Source organism: bacterium (genome assembly GCA_021372775.1).
Taxonomy (GTDB): domain Bacteria; phylum Acidobacteriota; class Polarisedimenticolia; order J045; family J045; genus JAJFTU01.
Genome location: JAJFTU010000350.1, coordinates 1 through 3,623 on the forward strand (window position 1 = coordinate 1; position 3,623 = coordinate 3,623).

The 3,623-nt window shown below is 70.9% G+C and carries 5 protein-coding genes; all 5 read right to left on the reverse strand.

Going from position 1 to position 3,623, the window contains the following annotated elements; all coding sequences use genetic code 11:
• The coding region (locus LLG88_11665) for an ATP-binding cassette domain-containing protein (GenBank protein ID MCE5247557.1) at nt 1–684 on the reverse strand (684 nt) is incomplete at its 3' end.
• Nucleotides 681–1,535 carry a phosphate ABC transporter permease PstA gene (gene pstA, locus LLG88_11670; protein ID MCE5247558.1) on the reverse strand — a complete coding sequence of 285 codons (855 nt, stop codon included), beginning with the start codon at nt 1,533–1,535 and terminating at the stop codon, nt 681–683. The genes pstA and LLG88_11665, both read right to left, overlap by 4 nt.
• Nucleotides 1,532–2,428, reverse strand: a complete 897-nt coding sequence (gene pstC, locus LLG88_11675; GenBank protein MCE5247559.1) for a phosphate ABC transporter permease subunit PstC — start codon at nt 2,426–2,428, stop codon at nt 1,532–1,534. The genes pstA and pstC overlap by 4 nt, the downstream gene beginning before the upstream one ends.
• Nucleotides 2,429–2,435: 7 nt before the next feature.
• Complete coding sequence (locus LLG88_11680) at nt 2,436–3,326, reverse strand: phosphate ABC transporter substrate-binding protein (protein MCE5247560.1); 891 nt, start codon at nt 3,324–3,326, stop codon at nt 2,436–2,438.
• Between the two features lie 44 nt (nt 3,327–3,370).
• The coding region (locus LLG88_11685) for a hypothetical protein (protein MCE5247561.1) at nt 3,371–3,623 on the reverse strand (253 nt) is incomplete at its 5' end.

Consider the following 3,623-nt stretch of genomic DNA (forward strand, 5'->3'; position numbering starts at 1 on the left):
CCCCTGCAGGAAGAACCCGGCCCAGTCGGCGAGGCGCGAGGCCTGCTGCACGCTGCTCGGCACGATGACGATGGTGTACTTCGCCTTCAGCTCCTCGAGCGACTGCTCGACCTTGGCCGTCGAGATCGGGTCGAGCCCCGAAGTCGGCTCGTCGAGCATCACGACCTCCGGCCCGAGGACGAGGCCGCGCGCGATGCAGAGCCGCTGCTGCTGCCCGCCGGAGAGGGCGAAGGCCGAGTCGTCGAGCCGGTCCTTCACTTCGTCCCACAACGCCGCGGCGCGGAGCGCCTCCTCCGCCGCGAGGTCGAGCGTGCGGCGGTCGCGCACGCCGGCGAGCTGCAGCGGGTAGCGCAGATTGCCGCGGATCGACATCGGCAGCGGCGCCGGCAGCGCGAAGACCATCGCCACGCGGCGGCGCAGGCCGACGACGTCGAAGTCGGGGGCGAGGATGTCCTCGCCGTCGAGCAGCACGCGGCCGGTCGTCTTCGCCCGGTCGGCGAGGTCGTTCAGCCGATCGAAGGTGCGCAGCAGGGTGCTCTTTCCGCCGCCCGCCGGGCCGAAGAGCACGTTGATCTGGTTCGCCGGCAGCGAGCACGAGACGTTCTTGAGCGCGGGGCCGTCGTCGCCGTAGCGGACGGAGAGGTCCTCGACGACGATCTTCGCCGGAGGGGCTTCGGCCTTCACCACTGTCTCCGCCTCCGGTAGTGGCTGCGGATGAACGTCGCGGCGACGTTCATCGAGAGCACGAAGACCAGCAGGACCAGCGCCGTGCCGTACTGGATCTTCACCGGCATCCCCGGCACTTGGGTCGAGATCACGAAGAGATGGTACGGCAGCGCCATCGTCTGGTCGAAGATCGACTTCGGCAGCGCGGGGAGGAAGAACGACGCGCCGGTGAAGAGGATCGGCGCCGTCTCCCCCGCCGCGCGCTCTAGGCCGAGGATCACCCCGGTGAGGATCCCCGGCAGCGCCTGCGGCAGCACGACGCGGCGGATCGTCTGCCAGCGCGTCCCGCCGACGCCGATCGAGACCAGCCGGAAGCTCTGCGGCACGGCGCGCAGCGCCTCCTCCGCGGTGCTGATGATCACCGGCAGGGTCATGATCGAGAGGGTCAGGCAGGCCGCGGCGATCGAGGAGCCGAGCCGCAGGAAGAGCACGAAGAGGGCGAGGCCGAACAGGCCGTAGACGACCGACGGGATGCCGGCGAGGTTGACGATCGCGATCCGGATCGAGCGCGTGAAGAGGTTGTCCTTGGCGTATTCCGACAGATAGACCGCCGCGGCGAGCCCCAGCGGCACCGCGACCAGCGCCGTCCCCAGCGTGAGGTAGAGCGTGCCGACGAGCGCCGGCCAGACGCCCCCCGCGCGCATCCCCTCGCGCGGCGCGGCGAAGATGAACTCGCCGGAGACCGCCGGCCCGCCCTTGGCCGCGATGACCCCGACGATCAGCACGATCGGCGCGACCGTCAGCAGCGCGGCGAGGCCGAGCAGCGCGAAGGCGATCCGCTCGCTCGTCTTGGCGTCGAGCCGGCTCACGAGAGCATCCGTCCGCCGCCGCCGCGCGACTTGAAGAGCATCGACGAGGCGGCGATGTTGACCCCGAAGCTGATCAGGAAGAGCACCAGGCCGACCGTGAACAGGACGTGGTAGTGGGTGCTGCCCTTCGCCACCTCCCCCATCTCGGCGGCGATCGTCGCGGTCATCGAGCGCGACGGCGACCAGAGGGCGCGCGGCGCGAGGAGCAGTTGCGGCGCGTTGCCGGTGACCATCATCACCGCCATCGTCTCGCCGATCGCGCGGCCGATCCCGAGCATCGTCGCCGTCAGCACGCCGGAGCGGGCCGCGGGAAGCGTCGTGCGCCAGATCGTCTGCCAGCGGGTCGCGCCGAGGGCGAGGGAGCCGACGCGGAACGACTTCGGCACCGCGTCGAGCGCGTCCTCGGCGACGCTGACGATCGTCGGCAGCGCCATCAGCGCGAGGAGGATCGAGCCGGTGAGGGTGGTGAGGCCGGTCGGCACGCCGAGCGACGTCCGGACGAGCGGCGCGAGCGCGATCACGCCGAGGAAGCCGAGCACGACCGAGGGAAGCCCGGCGAGAACCTCGACGAGCGGCTTGAGCAGCTCGCGCAGCCAGCGCGGCGCGACCTCGGCGATGAACAGCGCCGCCGCCACCCCCAGCGGCACGGCGATCAGCGCCGCGCCGAGCGTGACGATGATCGAGCCCCAGACGAGCGGGACGAGTCCGAAGTGTCCCTCGATCGGATACCAGCGCAGGCCGAAAAGGGAGCCGAGCTTCACTTCCGCGAACGTCGGCAGCCCCTCGCGCAGCAGGAAGAGGAAGATCAGCAGCACGAAGACGACGGCCGACCAGCCCGAGGCCTTGATCAGGGCCTCGATCGCGAATTCCGATGGTTTGCGGCTGCGGCCCACGGCGCCCTCAGTGGATCGGCACGAAGCCCAGCGACTGCACCAGCCGCTGCGCCTCGGGGGAAAGGATCCAGTCGATGTAGCCGCGCACCTGCGGCGGGGCGCCCTCGCGGACATACATGTACAGGTCGCGGGCGATCGGGTAGGTGCGGTCGGTCACCGACGCGGCCGAGGGGAGGACGAACGTCTTGCCGCCGTCGCCGCTCACCGCGATCACCTTCACGTCGGGCGTGACGTAGCCCAGCCCGTCGTAGCCGATGGCGTTGGGGTTGTCGGTCGTTTCGGCGATCACCCCTTCCGACGACGGCAGCAGCAGCGTGTCGGCGGAGAAGAGCGTCTTGTCCCCTTTCCGCCCGCCGCGCAGCACCGCCTCCAGGAAGTAGACGTGCGTGCCGGAGTTGACCTCGCGCGACAGCCGGACGATCGGACGGTCCTCGCCGCCGACCTCCGACCAGTTGTCGATCCGGCCGCTGAAGATCGCCGCGAGCTGCTCGATCGTCAGCCGGGAGACCGGGTTGCTCTTGTGGACGATCACGGCGATCGCGTCCCGCGCGACGACGACTTCGCGCGGCGAGATCCCGTGCTCCTTGGCCGCGGCGACTTCGCCCGCCGTCATCCGCCGCGAGGCGTTGGCGATGTCGGCCGAGCCGTTGATCAGCGAGTTGATGCCGGTGCCGCTGCCGCCGCCGGTGACCGAGATCCGCACCGCCGGCTGCACCTTCGCGTACGCCTCGGCCCAGGCGAGGGCGAGGTTGACGATCGTGTCCGAGCCGATGTCGGTGATCGCGGAGGACCGGCCGGACGCCGCGCCCCCCGGCGCGCCGCCGCAGGCCGCGATCGTCGCCGCCGCCAGCGTCGCCAGCAGCGCGCGCCCGGCGCAAATTGGGAAACGAACGAGCATAGAAACGGGATTATAAGGGGCGTCAAACCGTCGGCGCCGAATTGTCACATCGTCATGTCGATCCGCTTGAGCCAGACGGCGAAGACCAGCGCCGCGCCGGACGCCGCGCCGAGCGTCGCCGCCGCCCAGCCCAGCGGGAGGACCACGACGAGCAGCCCGGCCGTCCCGCAGATCGCCGCCGCGGCCACGCTGACTTGCGCCGTCGCCGCGGTCGAGAGGCGCCACTTCCGCAGCCGCAGCGCGAAATGGTCCGGGCTGCCCTTCATCACCGGCATGCCGCGGCGCCAGCGAACGTAC